At 74.1% G+C, this 16,039-nt stretch carries 15 protein-coding genes; 10 read left to right on the plus strand and 5 right to left on the minus strand.

Going from position 1 to position 16,039, the window contains the following annotated elements; all coding sequences use genetic code 11:
• Positions 1-77 precede the first annotated feature (77 nt).
• Positions 78-1,073 (minus strand): TIGR01777 family oxidoreductase, encoded by a 996-nt coding sequence (locus ACWPXV_RS02510; protein ID WP_454083744.1) that lies wholly within the window; start codon positions 1,071-1,073, stop codon positions 78-80.
• 103 nt (positions 1,074-1,176) lie between these two features.
• Here ACWPXV_RS02510 and ACWPXV_RS02515 point away from each other — a divergent pair, with 103 nt between their 5' ends.
• The 5 genes from ACWPXV_RS02515 to betT all read left to right on the plus strand — a co-directional run bounded on the left by ACWPXV_RS02515 (position 1,177) and on the right by betT (position 7,971).
• Entirely contained in the window at positions 1,177-3,249 is a 2,073-nt protein-coding gene (locus ACWPXV_RS02515; protein ID WP_454083745.1) for a DUF222 domain-containing protein, read from the plus strand.
• Positions 3,250-3,348: 99 nt separating this feature from the next.
• Positions 3,349-3,987, plus strand: a complete 639-nt coding sequence (locus tag ACWPXV_RS02520) for a GyrI-like domain-containing protein (protein ID WP_454083746.1) — start codon at positions 3,349-3,351, stop codon at positions 3,985-3,987.
• Between the two features lie 244 nt (positions 3,988-4,231).
• A complete protein-coding gene (locus ACWPXV_RS02525) occupies positions 4,232-4,645 on the plus strand; it encodes a YccF domain-containing protein (protein WP_454083747.1) in 414 nt (137 codons plus the stop codon).
• A 3-nt stretch (positions 4,646-4,648) separates the two neighbouring features.
• A complete protein-coding gene (locus tag ACWPXV_RS02530; RefSeq protein WP_454083748.1) occupies positions 4,649-5,554 on the plus strand; it encodes a Gfo/Idh/MocA family protein in 906 nt (301 codons plus the stop codon).
• Positions 5,555-5,715: 161 nt separating this feature from the next.
• Positions 5,716-7,971: a choline BCCT transporter BetT gene (gene betT, locus ACWPXV_RS02535; RefSeq protein ID WP_454083749.1), complete on the plus strand. Its 2,256-nt coding sequence runs from the start codon at positions 5,716-5,718 to the stop codon at positions 7,969-7,971.
• Positions 7,972-7,997: 26 nt separating this feature from the next.
• On the opposite strand, the gene ACWPXV_RS02540 is transcribed toward betT, so the two are convergent.
• Positions 7,998-8,315: a hypothetical protein gene (locus ACWPXV_RS02540; RefSeq protein ID WP_454083750.1), complete on the minus strand. Its 318-nt coding sequence runs from the start codon at positions 8,313-8,315 to the stop codon at positions 7,998-8,000.
• A 168-nt stretch (positions 8,316-8,483) separates the two neighbouring features.
• On the minus strand, positions 8,484-9,776 hold the full coding sequence (locus tag ACWPXV_RS02545) for an endo-1,4-beta-xylanase (protein WP_454083751.1): 1,293 nt from the start codon (positions 9,774-9,776) through the stop codon (positions 8,484-8,486).
• A 99-nt stretch (positions 9,777-9,875) separates the two neighbouring features.
• On the opposite strand from ACWPXV_RS02545, the gene ACWPXV_RS02550 reads away from it, so the two are divergent.
• Entirely contained in the window at positions 9,876-10,457 is a 582-nt protein-coding gene (locus tag ACWPXV_RS02550; protein WP_454083752.1) for a GNAT family N-acetyltransferase, read from the plus strand.
• Here the strand turns inward: ACWPXV_RS02550 and ACWPXV_RS02555 are convergent.
• Positions 10,454-11,182, minus strand: a complete 729-nt coding sequence (locus ACWPXV_RS02555) for a competence/damage-inducible protein A (protein WP_454083753.1) — start codon at positions 11,180-11,182, stop codon at positions 10,454-10,456. The two genes, ACWPXV_RS02550 and ACWPXV_RS02555, sit on opposite strands and share 4 nt — an antisense overlap.
• A gap of 98 nt (positions 11,183-11,280) precedes the next feature.
• On the opposite strand from ACWPXV_RS02555, the gene ACWPXV_RS02560 reads away from it, so the two are divergent.
• Both ACWPXV_RS02560 and ACWPXV_RS02565 read left to right on the plus strand, forming a co-directional pair.
• A complete protein-coding gene (locus tag ACWPXV_RS02560; protein WP_454083754.1) occupies positions 11,281-12,036 on the plus strand; it encodes a LamB/YcsF family protein in 756 nt (251 codons plus the stop codon).
• Positions 12,033-13,736, plus strand: a complete 1,704-nt coding sequence (locus tag ACWPXV_RS02565; protein WP_454083755.1) for a 5-oxoprolinase subunit B/C family protein — start codon at positions 12,033-12,035, stop codon at positions 13,734-13,736. Before ACWPXV_RS02560 ends, ACWPXV_RS02565 begins: the two co-directional genes overlap by 4 nt.
• A gap of 243 nt (positions 13,737-13,979) precedes the next feature.
• Here ACWPXV_RS02565 and ACWPXV_RS02570 read toward each other — a convergent pair whose 3' ends face one another.
• The gene (locus tag ACWPXV_RS02570; protein ID WP_454083756.1) at positions 13,980-14,147 is read right to left on the minus strand and encodes a hypothetical protein; all 168 of its coding nucleotides are present in this window, start codon (positions 14,145-14,147) and stop codon (positions 13,980-13,982) included.
• A gap of 54 nt (positions 14,148-14,201) precedes the next feature.
• On the opposite strand from ACWPXV_RS02570, the gene ACWPXV_RS02575 reads away from it, so the two are divergent.
• Positions 14,202-14,723: a hypothetical protein gene (locus tag ACWPXV_RS02575; protein WP_454083757.1), complete on the plus strand. Its 522-nt coding sequence runs from the start codon at positions 14,202-14,204 to the stop codon at positions 14,721-14,723.
• 185 nt (positions 14,724-14,908) lie between these two features.
• Positions 14,909-16,033: a 23S rRNA (uracil(747)-C(5))-methyltransferase RlmC gene (gene rlmC, locus ACWPXV_RS02580; RefSeq protein ID WP_454083758.1), complete on the plus strand. Its 1,125-nt coding sequence runs from the start codon at positions 14,909-14,911 to the stop codon at positions 16,031-16,033.
• Positions 16,034-16,039: the final 6 nt, after the last annotated feature.

Below are 16,039 nucleotides of genomic sequence, written 5' to 3' on the forward strand. Positions count from 1 at the left end.
TCCGGACCCATCCCGCCAGCATGGCAGGCGACGACGGCGGGGGACGGCGGATCCGCCGCCGTCGGCGTCGTCGCGGGTCAGCCCAGGCGCCGACGGCCACCACCGCGTCGCTGCTCGCGCGCCCGTCTCACGAGGTCCGGTGCCGCCAACTCCCACGTCGGGTGGCGGAAGGTGAACCCGGCGTCGGCGAGCCGTCCGGGAAGCACCCGCCGGCTCTTGAGGAGCAGCTCGGTGTCGGTTCGCAGCGCGAAGGCACCGACCTCGGCCATGAGCCGGGTGGCCGGCAGCGCCACCGGCTGCCCCCACGCCCGCCGCAGCACGCGCATGAACGCGCGCTGCTGAACCGGCTCGGGGGCGGCGAGGTTGACCGGGCCCTCGACGTCGTCACGCTCGAGCAGGAGCTCGACGGCGCGGACGAAGTCCTCCTCGTGGATCCACGAGACGTACTGCCGCCCGCCGTCGACCGCACCGCCCAGGCCGAGCCGGGCCATCCACGACATGTAGTCGAAGACGCCGCCGCGGTCCGGCGTCATGACCATCGCGGTGCGCAGGGCCACGCGACGGGTGGTAGGTGTGTCGGCCCCGGCCTGCGTCTCCTCCCACCGCCGCGCGATGCGCACGCTGTACTCCCAGTAGAGGGGGATGTCCGGCTCGTCACCGCCGATGACGCCGGTGCGCTCGTCGTGGGGGAGGTCGCCGGGCCGGCTGCGCGCGTCGGCGTAGATCGTCGCGGTGCTCATCTGCAGCCACACGCGCGGCGGACGCTCGGCCCGGGCGATCGCCTCACCGACGGCGCGCGTCGAGTCGACGCGCGAGGACATCATCTGGCGCAGGTTGGCGTCGGTGTACCGGCAGCTCACCGACCGGCCGGCGAGGTTGACGACGGCGTCCGCGCCGTCGATCTCACGCGCCCAGGGACCCACGGTGCGTCCGTCCCAGACGACGTGGCGGACACCCTCCTCGAGCCGTTCCGGCCGGCGGCTGAGGACGACGACGTCGTCACCTCGCGCCGCCAGTGCCCGCCGCAGTGCGCCACCGACCTGTCCGGTTCCTCCCGGGATCACGATCTTCACGGCGTCGAGCGTAGCGGCCGACGGCGACCCGTCAGGACTGTTGTCCACACCCCTTGCACGTTCGAACGTGTGTTCGATATCATAGGGGAAGGAGGGACCAGCGATGACACTGAGCGAGCGGGAGCACGTCGACCCGGACGGCGACGCGCCGCGCGGCTCGGAGCCCGAGGCGCTCGCCGAGGCCCGGGTGGCAGATCTCCTGAGCAGGCTCGCCCCCGACTCGCCCCTGCGCTCCGCCGACCTTCTCCCGCCCACCGAGTGCGACTCGCTCGTCCACGCCGAGTTCGCCAGCTTCCGGCTCCCGAAGTACGCGGAGGAGGGGCCCGCCGACTGGGCGCGGCAGACGGTCGCCGAGCTCCTGCCCGTCCCGCAGGCGCTGGGGGACTACCTCGAGCACCTGCCGCCGGGGCCGCGTCTGGCGCAGCTCCTCGACGTCATCGAGACCGCCGACGGCGTCGACGACTACTCGCTGGTCGAGGTCGTCGCCGCCTACCGGCGGATGGAGTCGTGGGCGGCCGCACGCACCGCCCGCGCGGCCGCGGCCCTCAGCAGGCGTCCCGCACTCAACCCCACGTGGCCGGGGAAGGTGGCCGGCCGGGACCGGGGCGAGTGCGTCGTCGGCGAGGAGCTGGCCATGCGCCTGCGGACCAGCCGCCAGAGCGCGATGCGGATCGTCTCCAACGGGCGCGGGTTCGACGGGCTCTTCCACCTCACCGGTGAGGCGCTGGAGGACGGGCAGATCGACTACCCGCGAGCGCAGGCGATCGTCAAAGCACTCGAGGACCTTCCCTCCGACGTCGCCATGGCGGCTCAGTGGGAGGTCATCGACAAGGCTCCCGGCCGCACACTGCGCCAGCTGCAGAACGACCTCTCACGGGCCGTCATCGCGGTGGACCCCGACCACGCGGACGAGAGGCACCGCCGCGCGAGGCAGCGACGCTGCGTGTCCCGCCCCCAGCCGCTGCCCGACGGCATGGCGCGGGTGTCGGCCACGGTCCCGGCCGCCGACGCCATCGCCTTCGACCTCGCTCTGGACTCCGCGGCCCGGTCCGCCAAGCACCAGGGGGACAAGCGCACCCTCGACCAGCTCCGTGCCGACGCGTTCGCGCTCATGGCGCACACCGCTCTCGCCTGCGGCCACATCGGCCCGGACGCGGCCCTGCGCGTGTGCGGCTGCGGGGTCGTCGCCGAGCCGCCCGACGGCTGCCCGACGTCCCCACCTCCGCCGGGCGCTTCACCACCTGGAGTGACAGAGACACCGCCCCCTCCGGGTGCTCCACCGCCCGAGGTTCGGGGCACCGCGCCTCCACCGGGTGCTCCAGCGCACGATCCGGACGCCCCGCCATCGGCCCGCCCCGCGAAGACTCCGACCACGTCCGGCCCGCCGTACCCGGGGCACCGGCTCCCCGGCGGACTCCTGCCCACGATCCGCCTGGGCACGCTGGGCGGCAGCAGGGTCGACGTGCGGATCACCGTCCCGCGCGGCGACTACCTGCCCGCGCCGGGGGAGCAGAGCCCGCTCGAGCGGATCACCGAGCCCGTCGCCGAGCTCGAGGGGTACGGACCCGTGCCACCGGTCATCGCCCGGGCGTTGGCCGCCGGCGGGGTCTGGCGCAGGCTCGTCACCGATCCCGCGACGAACCAGGTCATCGACGTCGGACGCACCCGGTACCAGCCGCCGGCCGCAATCGCCGAGCTCGCCCGCGAGCGTGACCGCACCTGCGCCCGCCCCGGCTGCCCGTACCTCGCACGGCACAGCCAGCTCGACCACGAGCACGAGTGGCAGCACGGTGGCGTCACCTCCGTGGAGAACACCGACCCCGAGTGCGGGCGGGACCACGCCGTCAAGACCATCGGTGCCTACACCGTCGCCCACGGCACCGACCGGACCTACGCCTGGGCCGGCCCCGTCGGCCACGGGTACCTCCGCCGCCCTGACGGCACGATCGTCACGATGCCGCGTCGTACCGCCGAGGAGCTGCGGGAGCTGGGACGGCGGTCCGTCAGGCAGCGCCGGGCGATCGACCCCGCGTTCGTCGACGGCGTGCTCGCGCAGATCTCCGCCGGTACGGACGTCGGTGGGAGCTGGGCGCCGCCGGGAGGACCCCGGGCCGCCTCGCCGTGGCCCGGGGCCGACGGGCCGTCATGGGCAGCCGACGACGCGCCCCCGTTCTGACGGGCACGGCGCCGCGACGAACCGCGGCCCGCGCCCTGGCGAAGCCGTCCGCCCGCTGGCACCATCTGTGCACCACTGGAACGACCCGAGAGGCCGGCGATGGCTGAGTCGACGCCAGGAGCGAGCAGGACGGACCTCAAGAAGACCTTCGACGGTTACCAGGCCAGGCGTGGGGAGTTCCGGGTCCTCGAGATCCCCGAGCTCCGCTACCTCATGGTCGACGGCCACGGCGACCCCAACACCGCGCCCGCCTTCTCCGCCGCGGTCGAGACCCTCTACCCGGTGGCGTACGCGCTGAAGTTCGCGAGCAAGGAGCAGCTCGGCCGCGACTACGTCGTCCCGCCGCTCGAGGGGCTGTGGTGGGCGAACGACATGGAGGCCTTCACCTCCGCCCGTGACAAGTCCCAGTGGGACTGGACGCTCCTGCTCCTCGTCCCCGACTGGGTCCCCACCTCCCTCGCCCACGACACCGTCGAGCAGGTGCGCACCACCAAGCGGCCCGCCCTCATCGACGAGCTGCGCGTCGCGCCGCTCGCGGAGGGCACCTGCGTCCAGACCTTGCACGTCGGTTCCTTCGACGAGGAGGCCCCCGTCCTCGACCGCCTCCACCGCGAGGTCCTGCCAGGGCGCGGCCTGCGCCCCACCGGCACCCACCACGAGATCTACCTCAGCGACATGCGCCGGGTCGCGCCCGAACGGCAGCGCACCATCCTGCGCCAACCGGTGGCCCCGACCTGACGGCCCCGCCCGACCGCCGCGTGACCGCCACCCCGCGCGGCGGCCTCACCATCCCGCGCCGCGTCACCGCCCCGCCCGACCACACCTCACCAACCCGCGCGGCGGCCTCACCATCGCGCCCCGCGTGACCACCACGCCCGACCACCTCACCATCCCGGGCCCGCGTGACCGCCATGCCTGACCGCTCCGCCTCGCAGCCCGTCCCGCACAGCCCCGACCCGTCCCATCCCGCTACCGTGGTCCCATGCGCACCATCGGCAACGTCCTGTGGCTCCTCCTCGCCGGCTGGTGGCTCGCGCTGCTCTACGTCGTCGCCGGGGTCATCGCCTGCATCCTCATCATCACCATCCCCTTCGGCATCGCCTCCTTCCGGCTCGCGAGCTTCGTCCTGTGGCCCTTTGGCCGCCGGTCGGTGTTCCGCCGCGACGCCGGCGCCCTCGCCCTCATCGGCAACGTGCTGTGGATCGTCCTGCTCGGCTGGGAGCTCGCCGTCGCCCACCTCCTCGCCGGCCTCCTCCTCTGCGTCACGGTCGTCGGCATCCCCTTCGGCATCGCGTGCTGGAAGATGGTGCCGCTCGCGCTCCTCCCGCTCGGCCAGGAGATCGTCCCCGTCAGGGACAGCTCGGCGACGCTCGCGGCGCCCGTCGGGAGGGCCTGACCGGTGCGCGTCGCCGTCATCGGCCTCGGGGACATCGCGGCCAAGGCCTACCTGCCCGTCCTCACCGCCACCCCGGGCCTCACCCCGGTGCTCGTCTCCCGCCGCCGCGAGACGGTCGACGCCGTCGGTGACCGCTACCGCGTCGCGGACCGCTTCACGGCCCTCGACGCCGCGATCGCCTCCGGCCTGGACGCCGCCACCGTCCACGCCCCGACCGACGCGCACGCGCAGATCGTCGAGACGCTGCTGCGCCACGACGTGCCCGTCCTCGTCGACAAGCCGATCGCCCCGCACCTCGAGACCTCCGCCCGCCTCGTCGCGCTCGCCGCCGAGCGCGGCGTCTCACTGGCCGTCGGCTTCAACCGCCGGTGGGCCCCCGCCTACCGCGCCCTTGCTGACTGGCCGGACCGCGACGTCGTCAGCCTCCACAAGCACCGCTCCCACCCGCTCGGCGAGGCGCGGCCCATGGTCCTGGACGACTTCATCCACGTCCTCGACACCCTCCGCTTCCTCGTCCCGTCCACCCTCGAGGACCTCACCGTCTCGGTCCGGCACGACAACGCCGGTCGCACCCGCCGTCTGGCGGTCCAGTTCACCGGGGAGGGCCGGCTCGCCACGGGCGTCATGAGCTGGACGTCGGGCGGCGCGCACGAGCTGCTCGACGTCGTCGGCGACGGCCGCCGCAGGCAGGTCACCGACCTCGCCGACGTCGTCGACCACGACGGCGGGGAGCGGCTGGTCCGCCGCGACGGGTGGCGTCCGGCCACCGAGCTGCGCGGCTTCGACGCCATGTGCGCGGACTTCCTCGACGCCGTCCGGGAGGGCCGGCGGATCGACGCCGCCGACGCGCTCGTCACCCATGAGCTGTGCGAGCGGGTCGTCGCCGCGGCGACCCCGCCGCCGGCCTGACCGGCGCGGGGGCGCCTCAGCGAACCCGCCAGATGGCGGCGTTCCCGCCGCCGTGACCCAGGGCACTCGTTTCGCCCTCCTCACCCGACGATGAGACCTTGAGGTGCGCGGGCACGGCCCCGCGCGGATCATGTGCCGAGTCTGAGGAGGATGAGCCGGGGATGGCAGAGGACGAGTCGAGACCCACCGGGTCCGCGATCGACCGCGGTCGGTTCGGTGCCGTCGAGCGACGCCGTCCACACCCTGACGACGACCCGAACCGCGCCCCCAGGTCCAGCGCCGAGCTGAGCAAGGGCCCCACCGAGCTCGCCGAGAACCGCGGCGCCCGCGTCAACTGGCGCGTCTTCGTCATCTCCGCCAGCGTCATCGTCGCCTTCTCGCTGTGGGCGATGCTCGCCCCGACGAACGCGGCCAACGTCATGTACGACGCCGTCGTCACGCTCGCCACCAATCTCGGCTGGTTCTACGTCGTCACGATCGTCATCGTCATCCTCTTCGTGCTGTGGGTCGCCCTGTCCAAGGAGGGCCAGGTGCGGCTGGGGCCGGACCACTCCCGGCCGCAGTACAAGCTCTTCACCTGGGTGGCGATGCTCTTCGGCGCCGGGGTGGGCATCGACATGCTCTTCTACTCGGTGACCGGCCCCATCGCGCAGTTCATCATGCCGCCCTCGGTCGATCCGCAGTCCGCCGAGGCCGCCCAGGACGCCGTCGTGTGGACGATGTTCCACTACGGCATCTCCGGCTGGTCGATGTACTCCCTGCTCGGCATGGCGATGGGTTACTTCGCCTACCGGTGGGGGATGCCGCTGTCGATCCGCGCCGCCCTCTACCCGCTGCTCGGGCGCCGGGTGCGGGGGGCCACCGGCGACGTCATCGACATCTTCGCCCTCATCGGCACCGTCTTCGGCGTCGCGACCTCGATGGGCATCGGCGTCGTCCTCCTCGAGGTCGGCTTCTCCTACCTCTTCGGGCTGCCCGAGGGACTGGGCCTGCAGATCGCGCTCGTCCTCGTCGCCGTCGTCATGACCGTGGCCGGCTGCCTGTCCGGCGTCGACCGCGGGATCCGGCTCGTCTCCGAGCTCAACCTGTGGATCGCCGCCGCGATGATGCTCTACATCCTCGTCACCGGCCAGACCGCCTTCCTCATCAACGCGCTCGTCACCAACATCGGCCGCTTCGTCAACACCCTCCCCGCGCGGACGCTGGAGACCTTCGCCTACGAGCCCGACGGCGCCGCGTGGATGGGCGGCTGGACCCTCTTCTTCTGGGCGTTCTGGCTCGCCTGGGGTCCCTTCGTCGGGCTCTTCCTCGCGCGCATCTCCCGGGGCCGCACGCTGCGCGAGTTCGTCATCGCCGCCATCACCGCCCCGGTGCTGTGCGACTTCTTCATCGTCTCGATCTTCGGCAACTCGGCGCTGGCGGTCGTCATGGACGGTGACATGGAGTTCGCCCAGCTCGCCATCGACAGCCCCCAGCAGGGCTGGTACGCCCTGCTCGAGATGTTCCCCGGCGCCGCCTTCCTCATCGGCCTCGCGACGCTCTCCGGGATGCTCTTCTACCTCACCAGCGCCAACTCCGGCGCGATGGTCATGGCGAACTTCTCCTCGACCATCCCGGACCCGGCCCAGGACGGCGCCAAGTGGCTGCGCATCTTCTGGGCGCTGCTCACCGCGCTCCTCACCGTCGCGATGCTCATCGCGGGCGGGGTGACGACGATGGAGTACGCGACGCTCATCTTCGCCTTCCCCGTCACGGTCATCGCCTACCTCGTCATGGCGTCCTTCTCCAAGGTGCTGCGCATGGAGCGCGCCGAGCGGGAGGGCCACGTCATGCGGCGCCGCGCGGCGGCCGCGCACGGCGGACAGACGCCCGAGAAGACCTGGCGCCAGCGCCTGGCCCAGCTGCGCTCCTACCCCTCGAAGAAGGCGGTCGGGCAGTTCATGGAGCGGGTCGCGCAGCCCGCCCTGTCCGCCGTCGCCGCCGAGTTCCGCGAGCAGGGCTACGAGGCGACGCTCACGACGGCGCCGGGCACCGAGGTCGACATCGACACGCACACGCTCGTCGTCGCCATGGGGGAGCAGCGCAACTTCCACTACGAGGCCGCGGCCGTCGAGGTCCCCGTGCCCCGGATCGGCGGGCGGCCAATGCCCCCGGGCGACGACGTCTACTACAAGGTCGAGGTCTTCACCCAGACCGGCAGCGAGGGCTACGATCTCATGGGCCTCACCCAGCAGCAGGTCATCAACGACGTCCTCGACCGCTACGAGGCGCACCTGTCCTTCCTCAGCTACACCACCGAGCACGACTTCGCCTCGGTCATCACGCCGATCGTCACTGCCCCCGACGAGCCCGCGCTGCCCGCGGTCGCCGACGACGTCGAGCGCATCGACGACGACGGCGACCGTCGCGCCCCGTAGCGCGGCTCACCAACCGGGACGCTGCCTCACAGCACCCAGCACAGCAGCGTCCCGGCGGCGCCCAGCCACGCCCAGCCGGGCAGCCCGAGCGGCAGCTCCGGCTCCCGGCCGCTGAGCTCGCGCCACGCGCGGTGGACGAGCGGCCACGTGGCGGCGAAGAGCGCCCCGCCGAGCAGCGGACCCCAGCCGGCCGCGACGAGCCGCACCACCCAGGTGAGGCCGAGCACCGCGACGCCGGGCACGAGCGCAGCGACGACGACGAGCGTGAGCAGCATGGACGGGACCTGCTGGCTCGGCGACGGGTCCTCGGCCTGTGCGGCGCGCAGGTCGGAGATGTTCGACATCCGGATCACTCCCTAGCAACCCAGGGGCGTGGCGAGAGCGTCGCCGACGCCCTCGTTCCGGTACGGATGGTCCCGGGGAGCAGCGCTCGACGGCCAGGACCACCCTCATGATGCCACCGGCTCGCCCCGGCGTTCAGCAAGCGCGGGGGATCGTGGCGCGTCGTGTCGTCAGCGGCTGAGCCGCGCCTCCACGGCGGTCTGCCCGGCCGTGTCCAGCGCAAGGTTCGCGGCGGCGCCGCCGGCACCCACCGAGTAGTCCCCGAGGAAGCCCGAGACCCGCACGCGCCCCTCGGCGTCGGTCCGCAGCGTCGTCGCCGGCAGCCACCACTCCTCCTTGACGAGCCGGCGCAGCGCCTCGTACCCGGGCTTGGGCGTGCCGTCGCTCCGGACGAGGCCTGCCGGGGCGCCGAGCCAGGCGCCGTCGTCGGTGAGCCCCCAGTAGGTGATGGCCTGGACCGAGGGGTGGGACAGCAGGGAGCGGTAGTGCCGCACGACCTCCTCCGCCTGGCGCTCCTCGCCCTCGGGCGTCGAGGGCCACGACGGCACCTGGAAGTCGTTGAGGTCGACGATGTCCGGGGGCATGAGATCACCGGAGAGGAGCGTCGTCTCGGTGAGGTGGAGCGGCAGCCCGAAACGGGCGAAGCGGTCGACCATGGCGAGCATCTTCTCCTCGCCCCAGTAGCCCTGGTGCATGTGGGTCTGCAGCCCGAGGGCGTCGACCTGGATGCCGGCCTCGAGCACCTCCTCGATGAGGCGCTCGTAGTCGGCGGAGAGGTCGAAGTCGTTGAGCAGGAGGGTCGCGGACGGGTTCGCCGCCCGTGCCTCCTCGAAGGCGAGCCGGACCGTCGGGACCCGCCCCTGCTCCCGGCACAGGCGCGTGATCGCGTTCTCGTGCTCCTCGTTGGCGAACTCCGGCATGATGACGACCTCGTTGATGGCGTCCCACGTGTCGATGACGCCGGCGAAGTCCCCGACCTCCCGCCGGATCCGGCCGCGCAGCGTCTCGGCGACCTCCGCCGTCGGCAGCTCGCGCAGCCAGTCCGGCGCGAGGGTGTGCCAGGCGAGCGGGTGGCCCTTGACCGTGACGCCCCGATCCTGGAACCAGCGCGCGGTGCGGAGTAGGCGCTCGGTGTCCGGGCGCCCGCGCTCCGGCTCGAAGCCCGCCCAGTAGAAGGGCAGGGTCGCGGTGGTGAAGACGTCGAGCCACAGCGCCGCGAGGTGCTCGCCCTGGTCGGGCGCCGCCCCGCCGAAGACGTTGTCCACCGGCCCGGACGTCTCGCCGTTGGCGAGGGGGATGAGGTCGAAGCCGATGTTGCCGAAGGCGAAGCAGTGGCGGACCTGCTCGACGGTCACCTCGGTGTCCGCCAGGGGCGCGCCGTCCGCGCCGCGCACGGTGACGGTCGCGTGCGCCATGCGGTGGGCCAGGGAGGGGTCGACGGGGGAGGGGGCAGCAGGCGTCATCGACGTCTTCCAGGTCGGGGCGGGACAACGTTGACGCTACCCGGCCCGCCCGGCGTGGCGGGCCTTCCGCCGGGCGGCGGGACGGTGGATCATGGCGCCATGGCGATCGAGGTGCGTCCCGCCGTCGTCTTCGAGGACGTCGCGACGATGGTCGGCCCGAAGCGGCCGGACGCGAAGGTGTGCTGGTGCCTGAGCTACCGGCTGCCGTCCAAGGAGCACCTGTCCCTGCGCGGACCGGCCCGCGGGGAGCGGGTGCGTGAGCTCGTCGCCGAGAACCCGCCGCCCGGGGTGCTCGCCTACGACGGCGACGACGTCGTCGGCTGGGCGGCCGTCCACCCCCGGGCGGACACGAGCTTCGCCCGCAACCGCCGGATGCCGCACGTCGACGACCTTCCCGTCTGGTCCCTGTGGTGCGTGCGGGTGCGCCCCGGCCACCGCGGCAAGGGGATCGTCCACCACCTCGTCGCGGGCGCCGTCGAGCTCGCGCGGTCCTGCGACGCGCCCGCCGTCGAGGCTTACCCCGTGGACAACGACGGCGCGCGGGTGGACCTGACGATGGCCTACGTCGGCACCCGGGCCGTCTTCGAGCGCGCCGGCTTCGTCAAGGTCGCCGACACGAGCTCCGTGCTCAACGGCTTCCCCCGCGTCCTCATGCGCCGCGACCTGCGAGGCGGCTCCTAGCGGAGCGAGGCGCGCAGCTCCTCGAGCCGCGCGACGGCGTCGTCGAGCAGTGTCTCGTCGGTGCCCCGGACGACGACGTTCGTCCCGCGCAGCTGCCCCTCGGAGAAGGGGTAGGAGCCGAAGCCCACTCCCGGCATCTCCTCGACGAGCTGCCGCAGCCCGGTGGCGATGCGTCCCTCACCGACCTCGAAGCGCACCTCGCGCGAGCGGATCGGCACCCCGGCGGTGAGCGTGGGCAGGAGGGCCTCGAGCATCGAGACGAAGATGCTCGGCACGCCGGCCATGACGTGGACGTTGCCGATGGTGAAGCCCGGCGCGCCGGAGACACCGTTGACGATGAGGCTCGCGCCGTCGGGGATGCGGGCCATGCGCAGCTGGTCGGCCGTGGGGGTGGCGCCGCGGCGGGCGAGCGCCTCCTCGAGGAGCGCCCGGGCGTCGGCGCGCACGTCGATGCCCACCCCGAAGGCGGCGGCGACGGCGTCCGCGGTGATGTCGTCGTGCGTGGGACCGATCCCGCCGGATGTGAAGACGTAGGTGTACCGCGCCCGCAGCGCGTTCAGTGCCTCGACGATGTCGTCGTGCTCGTCCGGGACCACGCGGATCTCGGCGAGGTCGATGCCCACCCGCGTGAGCTCGCCGGCCAGGTGGTAGGCGTTGGCCTCTCGGGTGCGTCCGGAGAGGATCTCGTCGCCGATGACGAGGATGGCGGCAGTGGGGTTCGACATGAGCACAGCGTGCCGCCGCCCCGGCCGCTCGCACAATCGGGGCGAGCGGCGGATACGCTGCCGCGCAGCGGAGACCGCCCGCCCGAAGGGAGCCCTCAGTGCCGATCGACCTCAACGCCGACGTCGGGGAGTCCTTCGGCGCGTGGACGATGGGCGACGACGCCGCGATCCTGCGCGTCGTCACGAGTGCCAACGTCGCCTGCGGCTTCCACGCCGGGGACCCGCGGACCGCCCGCCGCACCTGCGCGCTCGCCGCCGAGGCGGGCGTGGCCGTCGGCGCGCACGTCTCCTACCGCGACCTCGCCGGCTTCGGGCGGCGCTTCCTCGACGTCGACCCCGGCGAGCTGACCGACGAGGTCGTCTACCAGATCGGGGCGCTGCAGGCGCTGGCCGCTGCGGCCGGCACCGAGGTGCGCTACGTCAAGCCGCACGGCGCGCTCTACAACGCGATCGTCCACCACCGCGAGCAGGCCCGCGCCGTCGCGGCGGCTGTCCGCACCGTCGACCCCGGGCTGCCGGTCCTCGTGCTGCCGGGCACGGTCATCGAGGAGGAGGCGGGCGCCGCCGGCCTGCGCCCGGTCGTCGAGGCCTTCGCCGACCGCGCCTACCTGCCCGACGGCACGCTCGTCCCGCGCTCGCGGCCGGGCGCCGTCGTCACCGACCCGCAGGAGGTGGCCGACCGGGTGGTCCGGATGGCGACCGAGGGCACCGTGACGGCCGTCGACGGCACGGCCGTGACGGTCCGGGCCGAGAGCGTGTGCGTCCACGGTGACACCCCCGGCGCCGTGGTCCTCGCGACGGCGGTGCGCGAGGCCCTCGACGCCGCCGGCGTCCCGGTGGCCGGCTTCCGGTGACCGGCCACGACGTCCGCCCGGTGGGGGAGCGGGCGCTGCTCGTCGGCTGCGCCGACCTCGCCGAGGTGCTCGGTCTGCACGCCCTCCTCACCGCCTCACCGCTGCCCGGCCAGGTCGAGGTGCTCGCGGCCGCCCGCACCGTCCTCGTCCGCGTCACCGACCGGCCCGCCCGGGACCGGCTCGCGCCCCTGCTGCGCGAGCTCCAGGTGACGTCCGCACCCACGCCGGCCGGGGACGTCGTCGTCATCGACACGGTGTACGACGGCGCGGACCTCGCCACCGTGGCCGCGCACACCGGCCTCAGTGTCGAGGCGGTGGTCGCCGCCCACTCGGGGGAGGAGTGGACGGCCGCTTTCGGTGGCTTCGCGCCCGGCTTCGCCTACCTCGTGGGGCCGACGACGCTCGCCGTGCCGCGGCGGGCCAGTCCGCGCACCGCCGTCCCGGCCGGGGCGGTCGCCCTCGCCGGCCACTTCTCCGCCGTCTACCCGCGGTCCTCGCCCGGTGGCTGGCAGCTCATCGGCCGCACCAACGCGCCCGTGTGGGACCTTGATCGGCAGCCGCCGGCGCTGTTGCGGCCCGGTGACCGGGTGCGGTTCCGGCCGGTGCGCGAGCACGTCGCCGGCGGCGGGGCCGAACCGGCGGCGGCCACCGCCGCGGGCGCGGAGAGCGGCGCCACCGCTACGGGCGCGGAGAGCGGCGCCACCGCCGCGGGCGCGGGGAGCGGCGCCACCGCCGCGGGCGCGGAGAGCGTCGCGCCCGCCGGTCACGCCGCCACCGCGAGCGCCGCGGGGCCCGCACCTACCTCCGCCCTCACCGTGGTGGCCACCGGCGCGCAGAGCCTCGTGCAGGACCTCGGGCGTCCCGGCCTGCTCGACCTCGGCGTCAGCCCCTCCGGCGCCGCGGACCGCGGCTCCGCACGCCAGGCCAACCGCCTCGTCGGCAACGACCGCGCCGCCGCCGTCGTCGAGACCGTCCTCGGTGGCCTCGAGCTGCGCGCCACCGGCCACCACGTCCTCGCCGTCTCCGGCGCCCCGGTACCCCTCACGCTCCTCCACGACGGCGAGGAGCTCGCCCACCCGCCGACCGACGCGCCCTTCCTCCTGCCCGACGGGCACGTCCTGCGGCTGGGCCCGCCGGCGGTGGGGCTGCGTGCGTACGTCGCCGTCCGCGGCGGCATCGCCGTGCCGCCCGTGCTCGGCAGCCGCTCCACCGACCTGCTCTCCGGCACCGGGCCGCCGCCCCTCACCGCCGGCACCGTCCTGCCGGTGGGCCCGCCGCCCGGCCGCGCCGTCGGGCAGCCCGAGCCCGCCCGCGTGCAGGCCACCGAGGAGCTGACCGTCGGCGTCGTCCTCGGGCCGCGGGCGGACCGGGTGACCGCAGCGTCCCTCCACCGGTTGCTCGGTCAGGCGTGGACGGTCACCGACCGGTCCAACCGGGTGGGTCTGCGCCTCGACGGCGCGCCGCTCGAGCGCGTGGACGACGCCGAGCTGGAGAGTGAGGGCACCGTCGCCGGAGCGGTCCAGCTGCCCTCGGACGGACGTCCCGTCGTCTTCCTCGCCGACCACCCGGTCACCGGCGGCTACCCCGTCCTCGCCGTCGTCCGGGACACGGACCTCGACGTTCTGGCTCAGGCCAGGCCCGGGGACCGGCTACGCTTCCGGGACGCCACGTGGCCTTGCGCCGACGCGGCGCAGACGTAGGTTGTGTGAGGAAGCACCATCAACATGGGGGGTAGGACGCCGCATGGGCGACGCCGAGATGACCATCGACACCGACGAGCAGGAGCGCTCGGCGCCGACGTCGGTTCCCTCGCACAAGGCCCCGGACCAGGCCACCCCCCTGCGCCGCCCGAGCAGCGACCCCACGCTGGGTGACGGTCGCAAGCCGCCGACGACCCTCGGCTGGGCGCCCACCCCACCCTCACCGACCGCCGGGTCCTCGACTCACCCGCCTTCGTCGTCGTCGACGACGTCGCGAGCCGCGAGGCCGCGGGCGCGCTCGTGGCCGAGGGCCTCGAGCGGCTGGGCCCCCGTCGAGCGCATCCCGGCCGACGGCACCGGCCCGCGCAACGGCCGCCAGTCGGGCCCTTCCACCACCCGCTCGTCGTCCACGTCGGCTCGGCCGGCGCGGTGCGGGAGCCTTCTGCGGACACCGTCGCCCGCACGGTGAGCGCCTACCGTCCCGGTGCGACGATCGTCTACGAGCCGGGACTGCAGGGCGAGCTGCCCGGCCCGCGCGAGGAGGTGCAGGCCCGCGTCGAGGCGCTGGTCGCGCGCGCCGACGTCGTCATCGCGACGACCGCCGACCTCGAGCTGCTCTACCCCGGCGAGGCACGCGAGAGCGTTCTGCGCCGGTGGGTCGGGGCAGGTCCGGGCATCGTCATCGTCTCGGCCGCCGGTGAGGGCGCCTGGGCGGCCAACGCCGTCGGCGTGACGGCCACCGTGCACGGCCGCGGCGCACAGGACGCGGGCGAGGCCTTCGTCGCCGGCGTCATCGACGGGCTGTGGAAGGGCGGGCTCCTCGGCGTCGCCAACCGCGCGGACCTGCGCACCCTCGTGTGGGGCTCGCTCCACGAGCTCGTCGAGCACGCTGTCGTCGCGGCCTCCGTCGCCGCCCGCTCCGACGGCCTCGGTCCCACCCGCGAGGAGCTCGACGCCGCCCGCGGCATCCCCCAGCTCGGCCGCTGACCCAGCCCGGCGCTGACCAGCCCGGCACGATGCGTCGCCCCTTCGGCTCAGGCCAGGGTGCGAGAAAGGGCGACGGCTGACCGGAAAGTGCGCGGCAAGCTGCTGAGAGACCCAGGCGGCCGGGCCCCGAGGGTGACGGATCTCTACTGCCGCCGCGCCACCCCTGGCCGTACGCTGGAGCGGCCATGCAGTGCTCCTACTTCGACGCCGCCCGCTGCGGCTCGTGCACCCTCATGGGCCGCCCCTACGCCGAGCAGCTCGCCGGCAAGCAGGAGCACGTGCGCACGCTGCTCGCCGCGCACCGCGGGCTCGGCTGGCTCGAGCCACTGGCCAGCGCGGAGGCCGGCTACCGGAACAAGGCGAAGATGGTCGTCGGCGGCAGCCTCGCCGCCCCGACGCTCGGCATCCTCGACGCCGAGGGCCGCGGCACCGACCTGCGCGCCTGCGGGATCATCGCCCCCGGCATCCGCGCCGCCTTCGAGGCGCTCACCGGGTTCATCACGACGGCGGGGCTCACCCCGTACGACGTCCCCACCCGGCGCGGGGAGCTGAAGAACCTCGTCGTCACCGAGTCCCCGGACGGCGAGCTCATGGTGCGCTTCGTCCTGCGCTCCTCGGAGGCGCTGCCGAGGGTCCGCAAGCACCTGCCAGGCCTGCGCGCCGCGCTGCCGCGCCTCGCCGTCGTCTCCGTCAACCTCCTGCCTGAGCACAAGGCCGTCGTCGAGGGCGAGGAGGAGATCGTCCTCACCGAGCAGCAGACCCTCACGATGCGCCTGGGAGAGGTCGACCTCCACCTGCGCCCGCAGGGCTTCTTCCAGACGAACACCGCCGTCGCCGCCGCCCTCTACGCGCAGGCGAGCCGATGGGTGGAGGAGGTCGCGCCGTCGTCGGTGTGGGACCTGTACTGCGGGGTGGGCGGCTTCGCCCTCCACTGCGCGGCGCCGGGACGCGAGGTCGTGGGCATCGAGACGAGCGAGGCGGCCGTCGCCGCCGCCGAGCGCAGCCGCCTCGACGCCAGGCTCGAGTTCGTGCGCTTCCTCGCCGGCGACGCGACGGCCTTCGCGCTGTCCGCCCCGGAGGCCCCCGAGCTCGTCATCGTCAACCCGCCGCGTCGCGGCATCGGTGCCACCCTCGCGGGCTGGCTGGAGGAGTCCGGGGTGCGCCACGTCCTCTACTCCAGCTGCAACGCGACCTCCCTGGCCCGCGACCTCGCCGCCATGCCCTCGCTCGTGCCCGTGCAGGGCCAGGTGCTCGACATGTTCCCCCAGACGCCGCACGCGGAGGTCCTCGTCCGGCTCGAGCGCCGCTGAGCCCTT

It is taken from the genome of Georgenia sp. Marseille-Q6866 (assembly GCF_965111665.1).